The organism is Acinetobacter brisouii (assembly GCF_008993995.1).
GTDB lineage: Bacteria > Pseudomonadota > Gammaproteobacteria > Pseudomonadales > Moraxellaceae > Acinetobacter > Acinetobacter brisouii_A.
In genome coordinates this window covers 59432-77517 of record NZ_BKNN01000003.1, presented here as the reverse complement: position 1 = coordinate 77517, position 18086 = coordinate 59432, and the positions used below count along the sequence as shown (strand labels likewise).

General features: G+C 43.7%; 14 protein-coding genes, 3 pseudogenes and 1 riboswitch. Of the genes and pseudogenes, 12 read left to right on the top strand and 5 right to left on the bottom strand.

All coding sequences use genetic code 11. The features are described 5' to 3' along the window. The first annotated feature begins 89 nt into the window (after positions 1-89). The 3 genes from GBN19_RS01875 (at position 90) to GBN19_RS01865 (ending at position 2586) form a co-directional block, all read left to right on the top strand. Positions 90-860: a tRNA threonylcarbamoyladenosine dehydratase gene (locus tag GBN19_RS01875; protein WP_151776952.1), complete on the top strand. Its 771-nt coding sequence runs from the start codon at positions 90-92 to the stop codon at positions 858-860. A 168-nt stretch (positions 861-1028) separates the two neighbouring features. Next, the gene (locus GBN19_RS01870) at positions 1029-1631 is read left to right on the top strand and encodes a LysE family translocator (RefSeq protein WP_151776951.1); all 603 of its coding nucleotides are present in this window, start codon (positions 1029-1031) and stop codon (positions 1629-1631) included. Positions 1632-1764: 133 nt separating this feature from the next. Continuing rightward, positions 1765-2586, top strand: coding sequence for a DUF1295 domain-containing protein (locus tag GBN19_RS01865; protein ID WP_151776950.1), 822 nt, complete (start codon positions 1765-1767; stop codon positions 2584-2586). An 88-nt stretch (positions 2587-2674) separates the two neighbouring features. Here GBN19_RS01865 and dusA read toward each other — a convergent pair whose 3' ends face one another. Then, positions 2675-3694, bottom strand: coding sequence for a tRNA dihydrouridine(20/20a) synthase DusA (gene dusA / locus GBN19_RS01860; protein WP_151776949.1), 1020 nt, complete (start codon positions 3692-3694; stop codon positions 2675-2677). A gap of 263 nt (positions 3695-3957) precedes the next feature. Beyond that, positions 3958-5448 (bottom strand): annotated as a pseudogene (locus tag GBN19_RS01855) (mechanosensitive ion channel); the annotation flags it as partial. A 440-nt stretch (positions 5449-5888) separates the two neighbouring features. Then, a riboswitch (glycine riboswitch) is annotated at positions 5889-5977 on the top strand. A gap of 361 nt (positions 5978-6338) precedes the next feature. On the opposite strand from GBN19_RS01855, the gene gcvH reads away from it, so the two are divergent. The 4 genes from gcvH (at position 6339) to GBN19_RS01835 (ending at position 11546) form a co-directional block, all read left to right on the top strand. Continuing rightward, entirely contained in the window at positions 6339-6713 is a 375-nt protein-coding gene (gene gcvH / locus GBN19_RS01850) for a glycine cleavage system protein GcvH (protein WP_151776947.1), read from the top strand. A gap of 9 nt (positions 6714-6722) precedes the next feature. Beyond that, positions 6723-9575: an aminomethyl-transferring glycine dehydrogenase gene (gene gcvP, locus GBN19_RS01845; protein ID WP_151776946.1), complete on the top strand. Its 2853-nt coding sequence runs from the start codon at positions 6723-6725 to the stop codon at positions 9573-9575. Between the two features lie 2 nt (positions 9576-9577). After that, on the top strand, positions 9578-10696 hold the full coding sequence (gcvT, locus tag GBN19_RS01840; protein ID WP_151776945.1) for a glycine cleavage system aminomethyltransferase GcvT: 1119 nt from the start codon (positions 9578-9580) through the stop codon (positions 10694-10696). 199 nt (positions 10697-10895) lie between these two features. Next, the gene (locus GBN19_RS01835; protein ID WP_151776944.1) at positions 10896-11546 is read left to right on the top strand and encodes a HEPN domain-containing protein; all 651 of its coding nucleotides are present in this window, start codon (positions 10896-10898) and stop codon (positions 11544-11546) included. Here GBN19_RS01835 and GBN19_RS01830 read toward each other — a convergent pair. Both GBN19_RS01830 and GBN19_RS01825 read right to left on the bottom strand, forming a co-directional pair. Next, positions 11534-12736: an MFS transporter gene (locus tag GBN19_RS01830; protein WP_151776943.1), complete on the bottom strand. Its 1203-nt coding sequence runs from the start codon at positions 12734-12736 to the stop codon at positions 11534-11536. The two genes, GBN19_RS01835 and GBN19_RS01830, sit on opposite strands and share 13 nt — an antisense overlap. Positions 12737-12751: 15 nt before the next feature. Continuing rightward, positions 12752-12889: pseudogene (locus tag GBN19_RS01825) on the bottom strand (RidA family protein); the annotation flags it as partial. Positions 12890-12918: 29 nt separating this feature from the next. Here GBN19_RS01825 and GBN19_RS16035 point away from each other — a divergent pair. Beyond that, positions 12919-13056, top strand: a pseudogene (locus GBN19_RS16035) (redox-sensitive transcriptional activator SoxR); the annotation flags it as partial. On the opposite strand, the gene GBN19_RS01815 reads toward GBN19_RS16035, so the two are convergent. Beyond that, a complete protein-coding gene (locus GBN19_RS01815; RefSeq protein WP_151776942.1) occupies positions 13025-13951 on the bottom strand; it encodes a DMT family transporter in 927 nt (308 codons plus the stop codon). The pseudogene GBN19_RS16035 and the gene GBN19_RS01815 sit on opposite strands and share 32 nt — an antisense overlap. 231 nt (positions 13952-14182) lie before the next feature. On the opposite strand from GBN19_RS01815, the gene GBN19_RS01810 reads away from it, so the two are divergent. The 4 genes from GBN19_RS01810 (at position 14183) to GBN19_RS01795 (ending at position 17893) form a co-directional block, all read left to right on the top strand. After that, positions 14183-15310: a Re/Si-specific NAD(P)(+) transhydrogenase subunit alpha gene (locus GBN19_RS01810; RefSeq protein ID WP_151776941.1), complete on the top strand. Its 1128-nt coding sequence runs from the start codon at positions 14183-14185 to the stop codon at positions 15308-15310. An 11-nt stretch (positions 15311-15321) separates the two neighbouring features. Beyond that, the gene (locus tag GBN19_RS01805) at positions 15322-15648 is read left to right on the top strand and encodes a proton-translocating transhydrogenase family protein (RefSeq protein ID WP_151709358.1); all 327 of its coding nucleotides are present in this window, start codon (positions 15322-15324) and stop codon (positions 15646-15648) included. Then, a complete protein-coding gene (locus tag GBN19_RS01800) occupies positions 15649-17106 on the top strand; it encodes an NAD(P)(+) transhydrogenase (Re/Si-specific) subunit beta (RefSeq protein ID WP_151776940.1) in 1458 nt (485 codons plus the stop codon). A gap of 100 nt (positions 17107-17206) precedes the next feature. Next, positions 17207-17893 (top strand): XAC2610-related protein, encoded by a 687-nt coding sequence (locus tag GBN19_RS01795; RefSeq protein WP_151776939.1) that lies wholly within the window; start codon positions 17207-17209, stop codon positions 17891-17893. The last annotated feature ends 193 nt before the right edge of the window (positions 17894-18086 follow it).

Below are 18086 nucleotides of genomic sequence, written 5' to 3'. Positions count from 1 at the left end.
GTCATTCTGGGCGCTTTTTTCATTCCCTCTCTGTTGAAAAAAACAGTAAAATAGCCGCCCTGTCTTTCAATTCCTAAAATGTTAGCGCTATGACCGATCTTGCTCATGATGAATATGACCGCCGTTTTGCAGGTGTTGCCAAAATTTATGGTGAGCCGAATTTCAACCAATTTGAACAAAGTCACGTTATGGTGATCGGCATTGGGGGGGTCGGCAGTTGGGCGGTTGAAGCCTTGGCACGTACAGGCATTGGACGATTAACGCTTGTGGATATGGATGTCGTTGCTGCATCGAATATCAATCGTCAGTTGCCTGCCATGAGCTCGACACTTGGGCATGACAAAGTTGAGGTCATGGCGGAGCGTTGCCGTCAGATTAATCCACGTATGCAAGTTGATGTGATTGATGATTATCTCAGCCCTGAAAATGTTAAAGAAATTTTGGTAGATGCGCCTGATGTGATTCTGGACTGTATTGATGATGTCAAAGCCAAACTTGCCTTGATGTTGCACTGTCGTTTTAACAAGATTCCGTTGATTGTGTCAGGTGGTGCAGGTGGCAAACTCGATCCGCTGAAAATTCGTGTGGCGGATTTGTCCAAAACTGAACAAGATCCGATGCTGGCAAAATTACGTGCTCAATTGCGCAGTAAAGGCATTTGTAAAAAGCCGAAAGAAAAATTTGGCATTACCTGTGTGTATTCGATTGATAATCCGTTTTCTAGTGCTGACGTTTGCCCAAGTGCAGGTCTACGTTGTGGCGGTTATGGTTCAGCAGTCGTCGTTACCTCCAGTTTCGCCATGATTGCTGTGGCTGAAGTGTTGAAAAAACTCGAAGCTTTGCGTAAAAAATCAGTTTAATTTTCACATTTTTTGCATACATCGTTGTCGGTGGTGTATGCAGTGCTATATAAAACAAGATGATCTTTTGCTCTATTCTTCCCATCTAGAGCCTGCTTTAAAAAATCAAAAATATCGAGTTTCAAGAAGCCAAAAACCCAGCCACTTTAAAAATATAGGAAAACTTCGATGCATTTTCTTGAACTGATTTTATATGCCACAACGGTCATTGTGATGATCGCCATTCCTGGTCCTGTGATGTTGCTGGTGGCAAGTGCGGGTTTAAAAGGCGGTTATGCTGCGGCACTCAGAACCATTTTCGGGACAAACTTTGCATCACTGATTTTGATTGCGTTATCAGTTCTGATTTTAAAAGGGTTGCTCAGCATCGAACCGTGGGTTTTTTTTAGCATTAAAATTGCGGGCTGTGCGTATATTGCCTATTTGGGTTATGAGATTTTAAGAGATCTGTATCGTGGTCAGGATGAGACCATGCAGCAACTCAAACCTGTCGATGGCGGCTTTAAAAAAGGCTTGATGGTCGGTTTATCCAATCCGAAGGACATCATCTTTTTTTCATCCTTCTTTCCGCAATTTATTCATGTACATGACAATATTAATATCAGCTTGCTGATTCTGATTGTGACGTGGATTATTCTGGATTTTCTAACATTATCTATTGTTTATCATGTATTTAATCAGCTTTCTAAAAGTTCGATTTATCACAAAATTTTGGCAACCTGTGGTGTGTTGCTGATCAGTATTGCCATCTATGGGATTGCTACAGCATAGGATATTTCGATTTAGTGCATATACAGCTTGATGATGTAATTGGTTGAAAAGTTACAAAAATTAAAATCCTTCTCAATTTTAGCTCGATAATGCACATGCATACTCAGCCTAAAATTGAACAAGGAAAGGGACAATGTCCGCACAATTTTTTCATGATTTTCCTGTAATGCAGATGGGTTGGGCACTGGCGCTAAGCCTTGTCATTTCAGCATTAGGATTTATTCGTTCAGACTGGTTTATCAGTATTGGCTATGGACTGTCGATGACAGGCTTGGCGATTTTATTTGAAATAATTTGGTGGGATCATCTGACCGTACTGAGTGCGATTCAATTGAGTTTACTGACTTTTTATGGAATTCGGCTGGCGAGTTACCTGATTTTTCGCGAAAGTAAACCGAGTTATGCCAAAGAATTACAGGCATCTAAACAGCGAAGTCAGCATTTACAAGGCTTCTTGAAGATCGTGATTTGGCTGACCGTTGCTGTCCTATATGTAGCGATGGCAGCACCTGCGGCATGGGTGTTACATGCACATCAGCCGACACAAGTCAGTCAGTATTTGGGTGTGACCCTTATGGCGCTGGGTGTGGTGATTGAGATGCTGGCGGATGATCAAAAAACGGCGTTTAAGGCGGTCAATCCTGACCAGTTTATGCAGCAAGGGCTGTATCGTTTCAGTCGTTGTCCCAATTATTTTGGGGAAATGCTGTTTTGGACAGGCAATCTGATTTGTGCGCTGCAAGTCATGTCGGGCGTTGCGACGCTGCTTTTGGCACTGATTGGCTGGTTGTGTATCGAGTTGATTATGCTAGGTTCAGCACGCCGTTTGGAGTTTAAACAGGAACAACGCTATGCCGAGAATACGGAATTTCAAGCCTATGTACAGCAAGTCCCGATTCTGATTCCGTTTATTCCGCTGTATTCGTTAAAGCGTTTAAAAATTTATTTGGGTTAAGGTCTGTGGATTGGCAAGATTAGGAACCTCTTTCATGGGCATGTATTAGCTTTTGAAAGAGGTTGGATTGATTAAATCACTTTACATTTTAAAGCTGTGCTTCACGTAAATAGTCTTCAGTACGTTTCATCGCTGCCTGAATATTATCAATCGCTTGTTCAACATCGGCAAAGGTTTTGGCATTGCCACCACTGAGTGCCTGACGCCATTTACGTGCGCCTGGTAAATTTTGGAATAAACCTAAGATATGGCGAGTGATGATCGACAATGGCGCACCTTCAGCTAGACGCTGCTCAATATACGGCAACATCTGTTGCATGATTTCAAAACGGTCAGGCATCTCCAGATTCCATAGTTCGCCTAACTCAGCCAACAGGTAAGGGTTGTGATAGGCTTCGCGACCAATCATTACACCATCAACGTGTTGCAAATGTTGTTTAGTTTCAGCAGCCGTTTTGATGCCACCATTGATTTCAATAAACAGATGCGGGCGATCTTGTTTTAAACGATAGACATCTTCGTAGCGTAAAGGTGGAACTTCACGGTTTTCTTTTGGAGATAAGCCTTTGAGTAGCGCAATACGCGCATGCACCACAAAATGGGTACAGCCTGTTTTTGCCACGGTATCGACAAAGTTCAGCATTTCTTCATAAGACTGCATGTCGTCAATCCCGATACGGTGTTTGACATGTACAGGAATTTGTACGGCATTTTGCATAGATGCAATACATTCAGCGACCAGTTCAGGCTCTGCCATCAGGCATGCCCCGATTTTATTGTTCTGTACACGGTCACTTGGGCAGCCGATATTCAGGTTGACTTCGTCATAACCCCAGTCTTGCGCCATTTTGCTACAGGTTGCTAGGTCTTTAGGATCTGAACCGCCCAGTTGCAGCACAATCGGGTGTTCTTGCTGGTTGAAATTCAAATGACGTGGTGCATCGCCATGAATGATTGCGCCTGTGGTCACCATCTCAGTGTAGAGCACAACATTTGGGTTAAACAGACGTGCAAAATAGCGGTAGTCTTTGGTCGTCCAGTCCATCATCGGGGCGACACTGATGCGGGGAGTTATTAAGTTGCTTGAATTTTTTGAAATATCAGTCATTTAAATAACTCCAAAGACCTTGATGGGTTGAGCACTTGCACAGTGTGTCAGGCTCTAAAAAAGAGCGCGCTATATTAGCATAAAAATTAATTTGACTCATGTCACAGAGTATCTGCATTGAAAAAAATGAAGATCAATAGACAAAAAATGACCACATCATTGTGGTCATTTCAAGCCGATCTGGAGTTAGATCAAAGATCATCTTTATGATCGGGTGGCGTTGAGTCAGTTTCTTTTTCAAGAGAAGGATTTGAATGATAAGACTTGTTGCTATGCTGTGTGGTTTTATCTAGCAAGTCTGTTAATAGTCGTTCGGCAGGTTGGCGGCCACCGAGACCGAAAGCTAAAGCAAAGGCAACAGCCACCGAACCCAAGGTCAAACCAAAGGCCAAATTGACAATCGAATCGGCAATACCCATCGCGCGTAAACCCATGGCGATGACTAAGCCTAAAATGAGGATGCGGACTAAACTGCCTAGCCAGTGGGAACAGTTATGTTCTCCACGTTGCAGTGCATTGGCAACGATGTTCGCTAGCCAGAAACCAATCACCAAAATCACCGCACCCAATAGAATATTGCTACCAAAATGAATAAACATCGAGATCAAACCGCTGACTTGTTCCAAGCCCAAACGGTGCGCTGCTTCAGAAACGGCAAACAGCATGGTGAAAAATATAATCAGTGTACCCACTGCACCTGAAATTTTAGTCGTGCCTAAAAAACGTTGCAGATCGAGTTTGGCAGGAACCTCATCGACACCCGTTCCAGCAACCAGTTCACTGACCAACCGTGCAACAAAGCGTGACACGACATAGGCAATCACCAGAATCAATCCTGCTGCAATAATCTGTGGAATGGCATTCATAATTTCAGACAGCATGGCTGTCGCTGGGCGTGAAATGGCTTCAATACCCAAAGCTTCAAAAGCAATGATCAGCGCAGTAATAATGATCAGTGTAAAGACGAATGAGCCGAGCAGATGCGGCAGATTCCCTGTCTTAAATAGCCCAATCTTTTGTACCTGAGATTGAACATCTAAACTGCGTAATAAGCCTTCGACAATGCCACGCACGATGTTTGCCAAAATATAACCGACAAAGATGATCACCCCTGCAATAAACAGATTTGGCAGGAACAAGACGACTTCATTCACCATATTTTGCACAGGTAGCAGTAAACCAGTCAGACCGAGAATAGACAGTACGATGGGCAGGAATAGCAATAAAATCAGCCAATAGACAATATCAGCAATGTTTTTGCTGATCGGGCGAACGCCCACTTCCGTACTGAGTTTTTCATCGAGTTGAGTACGGTTTAAAATTCGTTGTAATCCGATTTGAATGAGTTTGGCTAAAATCCATGCAATGAACCCGACAGCAATTGCAGCGAGTAGAGTTGGAATAAATGCCAAGACCTGAGCCAACATATTGCTAAATGGCCCACTCACACTGTTGAGATTCAGCACATTCAACGCTGCAATCACAGCAATAATCATGATAAACCAGAACACAATCTTGGAAGTAATCTGTTCAATATCAGGAAAAGTGGCAGTATTTCGCGTTGTTGCGGAAGAAAGGTGATGGTTGGTATTGAGCTGATGCAGAAGTTTTTTTACCCCAGCAGCGATCAGTAAAGCGATCACCCAACCGAGAAGTAAAATCACTACAACCGCCAAGATGGGTTGGAACTGATTCCAGTAATATATGGCGTCAGGATGCGATCCTTGAGGGCCTCCAGTGAAAAGATTATTCATGTTATTTCATCCTCTTATGTCATCATTTATTGCTGAATTTGTATTTGTAGAAATATCGTTTTTGCTTTTTTGTCAGAATGGAGTACTAACTCACTTCACCATAAAATCTTTTATTTTTTTAAGCAACAGCATTAGCTGAAAATGCAACAAAAGCGCTGTAAACGGATACAAAGATGATGCATATAGATGTTTCATCTATGTTGTAGGACTCAAAGCTCCAGCGATTTCAAGAAGCATTGATTCAAGTAACTCAAGACTTCAAGGTGGATTGTTTATGATGGATAAATACATCGAATCAATTGGGTTTGGCATTTTCCTGACTAAAAATAAGATGGCGCTGTAATAGTAAACCATCATTTAATTTGCAATGTGTTGGGCGTAAAAAATCGAAAATATAACTTAGGTCTATATAGAATGTTTGGCATTGTTTATGCTTAAATACGCGCATTACAGGAGAGAAGTCACCCATAGGCTCGCCGAAGGAGCAACGACCCCGGAAACTCTCAGGCAAAAGGACTGTAATCTCAATAAAAATCTGGAGAGAAATCACCTGCATTGCGTGATTCACCGAAGGAGGAAAATGTGTAGCCATACCAGTGTTGCTACATATTGAAGCTCTCAGGTACATAGACAGATGGGGCATATTTACTCACTTATGGAATTGGGTGGTCATATGTCGCATCTCGCAACTGACACGTTCAGCTTTCTTAGTTGTTACAACTTCCGAACTTTCCCATTAGGTTCTCAAGCACTGTCTTAAACTTTAAGGCGGTTTAGCTGCATGCTGTCTGAAATTTGACATGCCTAAATCTTAAACAGTGTATTTTTGAGAAATGAGTAAATTTTCTGCAATTAACTGCCTTTTCGGGTGAAGGACTGAGGAATTTGTCATGGCGTCAACAATTCGTTTTACCGCTGAGCATGAATGGTTACGTTTGGAAGAAGACGGTAGCATTACCGTGGGGATTACTGAGCATGCGCAAGATGCTTTAGGTGATGTGGTTTATATTGAATTGCCAGAACTTAAAGCCTACAGCAAAGGTGAAGAAGTTGCTGTGATCGAGTCGGTAAAAGCTGCAAGTAACATTGATATGCCACTCTCTGGTGAAGTCTTGGAAGTCAATGAAGAATTGGTCAATGCACCAGAAACCGTCAATGAAGATGCAATGGGCGCAGGCTGGTTCTTCCGTATGAAAGCGGATGATGCTGCTGCATTTGCTGAATTGTTTGACCAAGATGCTTATGAAGCGTTCATCAATTCTTAAGGGGGCAGCATGAGCATTAATTTTACCAATATCAACAGCTTTGTTGAACGCCATATTGGCCCGACTGCGGCTGAACAACAACACATGCTCGATGCACTGGGTTATAGCGACCTTGACGCATTGATGGCAGCGGTAATTCCAGATTCAATCAAAAATACCAGTGTTTTAGAAAGCACAGACGGTGTGAGCGAAGAACACGCTTTGGCAGAACTCAAAGCCATTGCGCAGAAAAACCAGATTTTCCGTAGCCATATTGGTCAGGGTTATTATCCAACTCATACGCCTGCGCCAATTTTGCGTAACTTGTTGGAAAATCCAGCATGGTACACCGCTTATACACCGTACCAACCTGAAATTTCTCAAGGTCGTCTTGAAGCATTGTTGAACTTCCAGACCATGATCGCGGATTTGACAGGCTTGTCGATTTCAAACGCCTCTTTGCTGGACGAAGCAACGGCTTGTGCAGAAGCCATGACCTTCTGTAAGCGTGTTTCTAAAAACAAAAAAGCCAACAAATTCTTTGCATCATTGCACTGTCATCCACAAACTTTAGATGTTTTACGTACTCGTGCTGAACCACTCGGTATCGAAGTTGTGGTCGGTGATGAGCAACAAGTTGCTGACTTTGCTGAATTCTTCGGTGTGTTATTGCAATACCCTGCAAGTACAGGTGAAGTGTATGACTACGCGGCTTTGGTTGAACAAGTTCATGCAGTCAATGCTTTGGTTGCCGTATCGGCTGACTTGTTGGCATTAACCGTATTGAAAGCGCCAGGTGAATGGGGTGCAGACGTTGCGATTGGTACAGCTCAGCGTTTTGGCGTGCCAATGGGCTTTGGTGGTCCACACGCAGCTTACTTTGCAACCAAAGATGCCTACAAACGTGACATGCCAGGTCGTGTTGTAGGGATGTCGGTTGACCGTTTAGGCAAGCCTGCACTGCGTTTGGCATTGCAAACCCGTGAACAGCATATCCGCCGTGAAAAAGCGACCAGTAACATCTGTACGGCTCAAGTGTTGCTTGCCAATATTGCCAGCATGTATGCGGTTTATCATGGTCCACAAGGCTTGAAAGATATTGCTGAACGTACACACGCTTTAACTGCAATCTTGGCTCAAGGTTTAAAACAGTTGGGTGTGAGCGTGAGCAATGCTGCATTCTTCGATACCTTGACCTTGACTCAGGTTGATACAGCAGCGCTACTTGCAGCAGCACGCGCACAAGAAATTAACTTGCGCGAAATCGATGCGACTCAAGTGGGTATCTCACTTGATGAAACCACGACACCTGATCACGTCGCTGCACTTTGGGCATTGTTTGCTCAAGGTCAAACTGCACCTGAATTTGAAGCTGTTGCGGCAGCTTACACATCTGCATTACCAACGGCGTTGCTTCGTGAAAGCGCGATTTTACAACACGCTATTTTTAACACGCATCATAGCGAAACCGAGTTAATGCGTTATCTGCGCCGTTTGGCAGATAAAGACTTGGCTCTTGATCGCAGCATGATTCCATTGGGCTCATGCACCATGAAATTGAATGCAGCAAGCGAAATGTTGCCAATTACATGGCCTGAATTTGGCAATCTGCATCCGTTTGCACCGATTTCTCAAGCTCAAGGCTATGTCGAAATGGTGAAACAGCTTGAGCAAATGTTGTGTGCGGCAACAGGTTACGACGCGATTTCACTTCAACCAAATGCAGGTTCACAAGGTGAATATGCAGGCTTGTTGGCAATTCGTGCCTACCACGCGAGCCGTGGCGAAGGTCAGCGTAACATCTGCTTAATTCCACAGTCTGCACACGGAACCAACCCAGCGACTGCCAGCATGGCAGGTATGAAAGTTGTGGTTGTGGCGTGTGATGAAAACGGTAACGTTGATGTTGAAGACTTGCGTAGCAAAGCAGATCAACACAGCCAAGACCTTGCAGCCTTAATGATCACTTACCCGTCAACACACGGTGTATTTGAGCATGCAGTCCGTGAAATCTGTGACATCGTGCATGCGCATGGTGGTCAGGTGTATATCGATGGCGCAAACATGAATGCGATGGTGGGCTTGTGTGCACCAGGTCAGTTTGGTGGTGATGTATCTCACTTGAACTTGCATAAAACCTTCTGTATTCCACATGGTGGTGGTGGACCAGGTGTTGGCCCAATCGGTGTTAAAGAACACTTGAAACCATTTATGCCAGGTCACAGTTATCATTTAGAGCGTAAAACCGATGCAGTCAGTGCTGCGCCGTTTGGTAGTGCGAGCATTTTACCAATCACTTGGATGTACATCCGTATGATGGGTGGTAAAGGTTTACGTCAGGCATCTGCAATGGCGATTCTGAATGCAAACTATGTGGCAAAACGTTTGAATGCGGCTTATCCAGTGTTGTACACAGGTCGCCATGATCTGGTTGCGCACGAATGTATCTTGGACTTACGTGGTCTGAAAGACAGCAGTGGTATTACGGTAGATGACGTGGCAAAACGTCTGATCGACTTTGGTTTCCATGCACCAACCATGTCATTCCCAGTTGCGGGTACACTGATGGTTGAGCCGACTGAAAGTGAAAGCTTGTATGAGCTTGAGCGTTTCATTAATGCCATGAACAAAATTGCCGAAGAAATTCAGCAAGTGACCACAGGCGAGTTGGATGCACAAGACAATCCATTGAAAAATGCACCACATACTGCACAAGAGTTGACAGGTGAGTGGTCACATCCATACTCACGTGAACAAGCGGTCTATCCACTTCCTGAATTGGTTGAAAGCAAATACTGGTCACCAGTGGGTCGTGTCGACAACGTCTATGGCGACCGTAACTTGGTTTGTTCTTGCCCAAGCATCAGCAACTATGAGGACTAAGCATGTCTGAATTAAAAAATACGCCATTGGCGGCGCTGCATATTGAGCAAGGCGCAAAAATGGTGCCGTTTGCGGGCTACAACATGCCTGTACAGTATGCGGCTGGTGTCTTGAAAGAACATTTACATACCCGTGAACACGCGGGTCTGTTTGATGTCTCGCACATGGGTCAGGTGTTTTTACGTGGTGAAAATGCGGCTCGTGCTTTAGAAAGTCTTGTGCCTGTCGATATTATCGATTTGCCTGAAGGTATGCAGCGTTATGCATTGTTTACCAATCCGCAAGGCGGAATTCTGGATGACTTGATGGTGGCGCGTCTGTCTCAGGACGAGTTATATCTTGTGGTGAATGCTGCATGTAAAGAGCAGGATTTGGCACATTTACGTGCGCACTTAGCAGATCAATGCGAAATCGTTGAGCAATTTGCTGAACGTGCGTTGTTGGCATTGCAAGGGCCAGAAGCGGCGACTGTGTTGGCACGTTTAAACCCAGAAGTGGCTGAAATGCGCTTTATGCAAATCAAGCGTGTGCAGTTAAACGGTGTTGAGTGCATCGTCAGCCGTACGGGTTATACAGGTGAAGATGGCTACGAAATTTCAGTGGCAAGTGCCGATGTGGAAGCATTGGCAAAAGCGCTGATTGCTGAGCCTGAAGTGGCACTGATTGGTCTGGGTGCTCGTGATTCATTGCGTCTAGAAGCAGGTTTGTGTTTGTATGGTCATGACATGAATGAAACCACAACCCCTGTTGAAGCAAACCTACTTTGGGCGATTTCTAAAGTTCGCCGTGCAGGTGGTGCGCGTGAGGGTGGCTATGCGGGTGCTGTAACCATTCAAGCGCAAATGCAGCAAGGTGTAGCCAAAAAACGTGTTGGTTTCCAGATTCTTGACCGTATGCCAGTGCGCGAAGGTGCTGAAATTGTGGATCAAGATGGACAGGTATTGGGTCAAGTGACCAGTGGTGGTTTTGCACCAAGCTTGTCTAGCCCGATTGCCATGGGTTATGTCGATATTGCACATGCTGCGGAAGGCACTGAGCTGTTTGCCAAAGTACGTAATAAACTTGTACCAATGAAAGTCGTGAAAATGCCTTTTGTTGCGCAACGATATTATCGTGGTTAATTCAGTGTTAAGAAAAAAGCCCGATACTCGCATCGGGCTTTTTTTATGGAAAATCTGCTCAAAAAATGGAATTTTTATTCAGTAAATTCGTTGAAACAGTTAAGCTGATGATAAATTGTACGACCAGTCATACGAAATAATTGCTGCTAAAAATTGATCGGCGTATGCTGAAATAAAATACGAAGCCAAGGTTTAAGCGATGTATTTATTAGAAGAAATTTTTAAAAACCATAAGCATCTCTATTCAGTAAATTTTAATTTGAGAATGCAACGGGGACTCAGTTGGTTAAGAAAAGCCAAAGAGCTTGATCAGGATGTGGACTTACAGTTTGTGAGTTTGTGGATCGCATTTAATGCAGTTTATGCAGAAAATCTACAGGAAACTCTGGATGAAGATCAGCAGCATCTCAGGCAATTTTTGCTCAGATTATATGGGGTAGATCAGGAGCAACGTATTGAGCGTTATGTCTGGAAAAACTGTAGTCGAAGTATTATTGACTGGTCAAATCATCCTTACTTTGATCAGAAGCAGTGGGATTTTCAAAATCAAAAAATTGATAAACAGGCATGGCAAACACATTCTATTTTAAATCAACAACGTGTACAGCAAGCCCTTACTGAACATGATATTGTGGAATTATTACTGATTGTTTTTAGTCGGCTCTATACTTTGCGAAATCAAATTGTACATGGTGGCTCAGCCTATAACAGTGAGATTATGCGTCGACATCTTAGAATTGCCAGTCAGGTATTAATGACTTTACTGACCCAGTTTATACATGTTTTTCTTGAACATGGTCATGAACTAGATCGAGAAAAGCCATTTTATCCGATGGTTCAGGTGTGTTGAGCGGTTTTGGCTTGTCGACCATAACAGATGAAGTCGAGTAGGGCGAAGCTACTGCAAAATACAGCCAGCCCTAAACCTGCTAAACAAGTGTACAGCCAGCCACCATGATTCCATGCATAAGTGCCCAGTGCTGAACCTGTGGCTGCGCCTGCAAAATACAGTGTCATATAAATAGAGTTTAGGCGCGATTTTGCGGTGGGGCGAATCCGAAAAATAATGTTCTGATTGCAAGAGTGTACAAAAGCCAGTCCTAAGTTTGCGGTTGCAAAGCCCGCAATGTAAAGCCAAATACTGTAGCTAGAGAAGTAGAACATTAGCCAGCTTGAAAGCAGGAGTACACAGCCCAACGTGGTAAATAACGTGCCATAGCCGCGATCAGCATATCTGCCCACATACTGTGCTGATAGTGCGCCAAACACTCCCACTAAGCTGACCATGCCAATCAATGAATCTGCCAAATGAAATGGCGCTGCCGATAAATATACGGCAATCGTCGAGTAAATCACGCTCATTGAAGCAAATGCACCTGCACCGACATAGGCACGAAAATTCAGGCGACGTTCCTCAATCATCAATGTTGCCATCGACTTGAAGATTTCACGATAAGGCATCTGTTGGCGCATGGTGTAGGGGAGTTCGCGTTTGAGTTGATACGCCAAGCCGAAAATCAAAATCGCACTCATGATATAAATTAGTTTCCAGTGAAATAAGTTGGACAGTAAGCCTGACAAACTGGTTGAGAGCAAAATGCCAACCAGTAGCCCACTCATTAAGAAGCCAACCACTTCGCCAATTTTTTCAGGTTTAACCGTCATGGTGGCAAATGGAATTAAAACCTGCGCTGCGACTGAAAATAATCCTGTCATCATGGTGCCGAGCCAAAGCATGGGCAGGTTAATGGCACAGGCGCAAAGGCACAAGCCTACACCTGCCAAGCCCATCAGCGTTGGAATGAATTTGCGTTTATCGGCAATATCACCGAGCGGCACAATCAGCAACAAACCTAAAGCATAAGAAAGTTGAGCAAGTGTGACAGTGAGTTGTGCTTGAGCGGCATCGACCTGAAAATATTGCTGAATTGAGTGAATTAAAGGTTGGCTAAAATAATTTGCCCCTGCGGTTAAGCCACAAGCCAACGCCATCAGCCACAGCAGTTTTTTGTTTTGACTAATATCGGAAATTTCATGCATACACTGTCTCAGCAATCAAAAAGTATAGGCGGTTACTTCAACTTCAAACAACATACGATTTAAAGCGAGTCCCGAAACAGGAATAAGGCTACACGCAGGAAAGGCGTGATTACGCCATAATTGCTGCATAATCTCAATTAAAACAGCATGCTTTAATGTGGTTCCGTTAATTAGTAATGTGGTGCGGTTGTTTATCTTTAGATCAATGCCCATTGCGAAATCCAGATGATTATCTGGCAAAGCAATCTGCGGGAGTGCATTTCCAGCAGATTTTGGCATTGCTTGATGCTAATGTTTTAGACGATGCTTGCTCAGACTGATCAGCATAATTCCAATAATGTTGAATCCACAGCCAAGCCATTGCCATGCATTAAGATGCTCATTTAAAAATAAAACAGCCAATAAAATGGTCAATATTGGCCCAATCGCAGCAATCATGGCGGATTGTGATGCACCAATACGGGCAATACTTTGCATCAGTAAAACGGTAGGCAGTACCGTTACGAATAAACCCAGTCCAATTCCATAAGCCCAAACCCCGATCGGAAGTTGTGTGACAAGCTGCAATGGGTGTGGTGTTGCCAGTAGAAAATGTACCAGTGTGCCAATGCACGCAATGCTGAGCGCGAGTCCTGTGAAATTTGAAGCACCAAATTTTTCAATCAGTCGAGGTGTTAGAAGTAGGTAGCAAGCAAAGGCAATAGCGCTGGCAAACACTAAACTGGCACCTAACCAAAAATTGCTCTGCATTGGTGCATGATTTTGCTCTTGGAGCATCACAATCACCGTGCCTCCATAACTTAGCAAAATGGCAATATACGCTTTTAGTCGTAAGGGTTGTTTGTAAATTAGACTCGATGCGATCACGGTCAAAGTGGGGTACAAAAATAAGATGATTCGCTCTAAAGAGGCGCTAATGTACATCAAACCGATAAAGTCAAGCCAACTGGCAAAGTAATAACCGAGTAAGCCTGAGAGGATGAGAAACCCCCAGTCTTTTACCTCAAGTCTTTGTCTTTGCTTGCGAAAGCACCATGCCATGATCAAGAAAAAAGGCAGTGCGCTGCCCATGCGAAGTGCCATCAAGACAGTGGCATCTACCTGAGATGACAAGGCGTAGGCTTGTTTAATAAAAATGGCTTTTGAGCTAAATAAAAATGCAGCACAGAGCGCAAAAACAGAGCCAATTTGATTGCGTGAGAATGAGATAGACATGAAATATGGTGAAGAATTGATCTTCAATAGGGTGAGGCAAAACTCTACTATTTTATACGCTTGAGTCACTATTAATAAGCATTAAATAGAAATATCATCATTTATTAAATAAATAATGGGTGGTATTTTTTAAAAGTTTGATTAGAATCCAATCAATCCGAATCAAAAATGGGAGAAACATTGCAGTTTGCGATGTTTTTAACACTGAAACTAGCCTGAGGAACATGCTCAATGCAAATCGGAATTCCTATGGAAACAGTTGCTGGAGAGAGTCGAGTTGCTGCGACCCCTGAAACTGTAAAGAAGTTGGTTGGCGCTGGTCATCGCGTAGTCATTGAAAAAGATGCTGGTGCTAAAGCTGCATATTTAAATGATGCTTATACGCAGGTTGGCGCAACAATAGCTGAAGATGCCTATCAAGGCAGTCAGATTATTTTGAAAGTTCGTGCACCCCAAGCGGATGAAATCAGCAAGATTTCTGCGAACACAGCCGTCATTGCAATGTTTGACCCGTATCGCAATACGGAACTTGAACAGTTTGCCACCCAACAGATTTCGGCATTTGCATTGGAGTTGTTGCCTCGAACCTTATCTCGTGCGCAAAACATGGACGTCTTGTCCTCTCAGGCAAACTTGGCAGGCTATAAATCGGTACTGCTTGCTGCAAATGAATACCAGCGTATGTTCCCTATGCTGATGACCGCAGCGGGTACCGTAAAACCTGCACGTGTGGTGGTGATGGGTGTGGGCGTGGCAGGTTTGCAAGCGATTGCGACCGCAAAGCGTTTAGGTGCAGTGGTTGAAGCAACCGATTTACGTCCTACTGCCAAAGATCAGGTTGAATCTTTAGGTGGGAAATGGCTTGACGTACCAATGTCTGAAGAAGAGCAACAGCGTGCTGCGGATGCGGCAAAAAATGGCTATGGCTGGACACCGGGCGAGCAATACATTAAAGATCAGGCTGCCATTGTCGATAAAGCAGTTGCTAATGCGGACATCGTCATTACCACAGCACTTTTGCCAGGGCGTAATGCACCGCGTTTAATCAAGGCGGAAACCGTTGCCAAAATGAAAGCAGGTTCTGTGATTTTGGATATGGCGGTAGAAACAGGTGGCAACGTTGAAGGCTCGAAAGTCAATGAAACGGTAACGACTGAGAATGGCGTGAAGATTTTGGGTGTTCCGAATATCCCTGCCACGGTTGCGACAGAAGCTTCAGCACTCTATGCCCGTAACGTTTTTAATTTCCTTGAAACACTTTTTGATAAAGATAAAAACTTCTTGATTAATCAGGAAGATGAAATTCAAAAAGCCTTATTGGTTACTCATGGCGGCACACTGCTGTTCAAGCGCGGTTAAGGGGAATTCTCATGGTTGAAACCATTACGATTTTTGTGTTGGCGATTTTTGTCGGTTACTACGTGGTTTGGGGGGTAACGCCTGCTTTGCATACGCCGTTGATGGCGGTGACCAATGCCTTGTCATCGATCATTGTGGTCGGCGCAATGTTGCAAACTGTGGGTATGCCTGCATTGGGTATTGAAGCCAATGTGCAATTCCAAAGCATTAACGTGGTCAGTGTGCTTGGTGCGATTGCGGTGTTTCTTGCCAGTATTAATATTTTTGGTGGCTTCGCGGTGACTGCGCGCATGCTGGAAATGTTTAAACCAAAGCAAAAAAATAAAGAGGGCGGCTAAATGGAATTTATTCGAGCGAATGCAGATTGGTTCTACCTCATCGGTGCAGTTCTCTTTATTTTAACGCTACGTGGTTTGTCGAGTCCAAAAACTGCAATTAAGGGTAACCGTTACGGCATGATCGCCATGGCGATTGCAGTCTTGAGTACCTTCTTTATTGCTGACCATCCTGTGATCTGGATGATTGGTGGTGCAATGGTGCTTGGTGCGGTGGTCGGTATTGCTCGTGCACGTACCGTTCCAATGACACAAATGCCAGAAACCGTGGCGTTAATGCACTCTTTGGTGGGTTTGTCTGCGGTACTGATTGCAGTTGCGGCAATCTTGCACAACAACCAGATCTCTGCATTGTTTGCGCAAAATGAAGCTGCATTAACCGCAGCAGGCGTACAACATGCGCACATGAGCAAAGTTCACTTGTTTGAATTGTTTGTGGGTTGTTTTGTTGGTGCGATTACCTTTACTGCTTCAGTCTTTGCTTACGGCAAACTGGCTGCGAAAAAATGGGCAAAAACCATTGCAGGCGCATGGGTAAAACCTGTACAGGCAACCTTGTTTATTACCATGTTGGTGTGTGGTTTCTACTTCTTTAGCACGGGTAGCATGCCAGCATTCTGGGCAATGACAGTATTAGCACTTGCACTCGGTTGGGTCTGGATTGCACCTGTGGGTGGTGGTGACATGCCAGTGGTGGTCTCACTACTTAACTCATTCTCAGGTTGGGCGGCAGCAGGGATTGGTTTTACCCTTGAAAACAACATGCTGATCGTAGCAGGTTCGTTGGTCGGTTCATCAGGTGCGATTCTGTCTTACATTATGTGTAAAGCCATGAACCGTAACATCCTCAATGTGTTGTTTGGTGGTGCCATGGGGGGTGCTGCGGTTGCTGGTGCAAAAGCATCTGGTGAGCAAGTACAACGTAACTACCGTTCAGGTTCAGCAGATGATGCAGGCTTCCTGATGTCAAATGCCGACAGCGTGGTGATTGTTCCGGGTTATGGTATGGCACAAGGTCGTGCACAAAACGCAGTCAAAGAATTGGCAAACTTGCTTAAAGAGCATGGCGTGAAGGTTCGTTTTGCGATTCATCCTGTGGCAGGTCGTATGCCGGGTCACATGAACGTATTGTTGGCAGAAGCTGATGTTCCGTATGAAGACATCTTGGAGATGGATGAGATTAACTCAGACTTCCCAGCAACCGATGTGGTATTGGTGATTGGTGCCAATGACGTAGTGAACCCTGCGGCAAAAGATGATCCAAATTCACCGATCTATGGCATGCCAATTTTGGAAGCACATAAAGCACGGACTATCTTGGTGATCAAACGCTCTATGGCAACAGGTTATGCAGGTTTGGACAATGACTTGTTCTATAATGAAAAAACCATGATGGTATTTGGCGATGCGAAGAAGGTGGTTGAAGATATGACCAAAGCGATTAATGGTACAGGTCACTAATCGCAATTCGCTCACATTCAAAGAAACCACCTTCGGGTGGTTTTTTGTTGGGTATGAATTTGATTAAAATACAGCTTTAAAGAATTAAATTGATTTGAAAATGAAAAAAATAACACTTTGCTTTCTAGGATGTTTATTGAGCTTTTCGCTACAGGCACAACGCTTCGAAATAAAAAATGCATCTAAGTTTTATGATGCAAAAATAGATGTGGGTTGTGAACAAAACGAGTGCTCAGGGCATGCCAAAATTGAGTTGTATAAAAAGGGTCAAAAGCAGGTCTTTCAACGCTTTGAGTCGGATGGTTTAAGCATGGAACTCGATCAGCATGGAAAGCCATCTTCAAATATTGTGCAAATGTATGGTGAGCAAAGTGCATTGATATTTGATGATTTTAATTTCGATGGACAGCAGGATTTGGCGATTCGAAGTGGTGATGATGGGCCTTATGGTGGGCCAACTTATGATATTTACGTCTTTAATCGCACACGCCATGCGTTTGTTTTGAGTGCAGAACTTTCAGATCTAACCCAAGAAAACTTGGGGATGTTTTCGGTGGATGCCAAACATCAGCGTATTGGTGTGATGAGTAAAAGTGGCTGTTGTTGGCATCTTTGGCAACAATATCAAGTTGTACCCAATAAAGGTTTAAAACTGGTCTATACCCGTGAAGAAGATGCGATGTCGACGATGGGTGAGAAAGTGATTGTGACTGAGCGAAAACTGATTCAAGGTAAATGGAAAACGACAGTGAAAAAATACCCAATCAAAACTTACTATGGCGAATAATTTAAATTTTTCTTGTATTGATTATTTATTTTTACTAAATGGAAATTTTAAACAACTGTATTTATTTATATTTTTTAATAATTTATTAAATTTTATCAGTATTCATTAAATCATTGCTTTTACATTTATTTTTATGAATTTGATACCGATATAACAAGATTTTAAATTCATTATTGAGAAAGATTATTAATAA